Raw genomic sequence first — 1575 nt, forward strand, 5'->3', positions numbered from 1 at the left:
CAGATTGTAGAGAAAGTATTATTTTCTCTACAATTTTTTGTTTTTAGAATTTTGTAGAACCTAAAAGGTATTAACTTTTTCCGATTTTTTCAAGAAAAAAGACTCTCATGCATCTATCAGATCTTGGATAGATGCATGGCAATCTTCTTTATGTTTTGACAGGTAGCTGTCATTAATACTTGTTCGGCTGCTTTCTTTATTCCTCGTAACCTACAGTAGCGAAGCCCATGCAGTTCTTTTGAATCTGCGAAGCTTCGCTCAACTTTTTCTTTTCTAAATTTATAAAGCATTTTCCCCGATTTGGAAAGACGATTTAATCGAATCTTCTCTTTATTCTCTTCCCAAACATGACGTGTCACCACTTTCGTATGATTTTTTGATCGAGTACATTGGGAAAGCAATGGACAATCTTTACATTGTTTTGCGTCTGATTTATATTCCCGATATCCTTCGCGAGTGGTTGTTCGATAAGGTAGTTTCTGACCATTTGGACAAGTGTAATAATCGGCTTCTTTATCATAGGTAAATTTCCATTTTGGAAAAAGTCCTTTTACGGGGCTATATCGTCTGTGTGCGATGACGCCAAAAATATTTCGTTCTATTATTCCTTTACAAATAGGATTGGTTAAATAGCCAGAATCCAAAGCAACAGCTTCTACATTAAATTGGAAACGTTCGATCTGACGGTCAAGCCGTTCTAAATATGGGACCGAATCATGAACATTTCCTGGTGTAACAAAGGCATCCGTAATGATATTACATTTCATATCTGTCGTACGGTGGTCTAAATAACAGAACATCTCCTGTTTATTATCACGAGACATAAAGCCACAATCAGGATCCGTTGTACTGACCCGAATTTCCTTTGTTTCCTCCACCTCCTCCCTTTTCTTTAGAGACTTTTTTCTGTGGGCTAATCGATCTTCTTCGACTGCTTTATTTAATTCTTCTATGTATTCTCGAGTTTCTACTTTTACAGTTTCTCTTGTGAACTTATGCTTATTGGCATTCGCTTTTAAGTGCGTAGAATCGGTAAATAACACTCTTCCGCCAACCATTTTGTGATTCATCGCTAAAAGAACCACTTCATCAAATATGTCTTGAAAGATAGTAGTATCTTTGAATCGATTGCATCGGTTCCAACTGATAGTGGAATGATGAGGAACCGGGTCCGTTATTTTCAAACCAAGAAACCAACGATAAGCGAGGTTCACTTGAATTTCTCGCTCTAATTGTCTTTCGGAACGAATGCCATATAAATAACCAATAAACATCATTTTAAAAAGAACTAAGGGATCTAACGATGGACGACCATTGTCTTGGGAGTAATAAGGACGGACTTTATCGAGGATAAAAGAAAAATCTATATATTTATCTATTTTTCGTAAGAGATGATTAGCTGGAACAAGTTCATCGAGAAGTACAAATTCTACTTCATTTTGAGTATGGGAACGCGTATTTAACATCCAAATCACCAACCTTTATTTGATAGTTTTATTATACTATATTAACGCGGTGAATAGATGAAGAATTGGTTGAAAAATAAAGACTGTCGAAGGTTTTTCGACAGCCTGA

1 protein-coding gene is annotated in these 1575 nt (G+C 36.1%); it reads right to left on the reverse strand.

Annotation, left to right across the window (positions count from 1 at the left end; translation table 11 throughout):
• Nucleotides 1-116: 116 nt before the first annotated feature.
• A complete protein-coding gene (locus ACTYA4_RS22010; RefSeq protein ID WP_443483689.1) occupies nucleotides 117-1466 on the reverse strand; it encodes an IS1182 family transposase in 1350 nt (449 codons plus the stop codon).
• Nucleotides 1467-1575: the final 109 nt, after the last annotated feature.

This window comes from Niallia yueguangensis (assembly GCF_052663115.1).

What these genes read in the sequence shown, in the direction of transcription:
- ACTYA4_RS22010 (WP_443483689.1), bottom strand. Translation starts at nt 1,466, where the DNA reads ATGTTAAATACGCGTTCCCATACTCAAAATGAAGTAGAATTTGTACTT.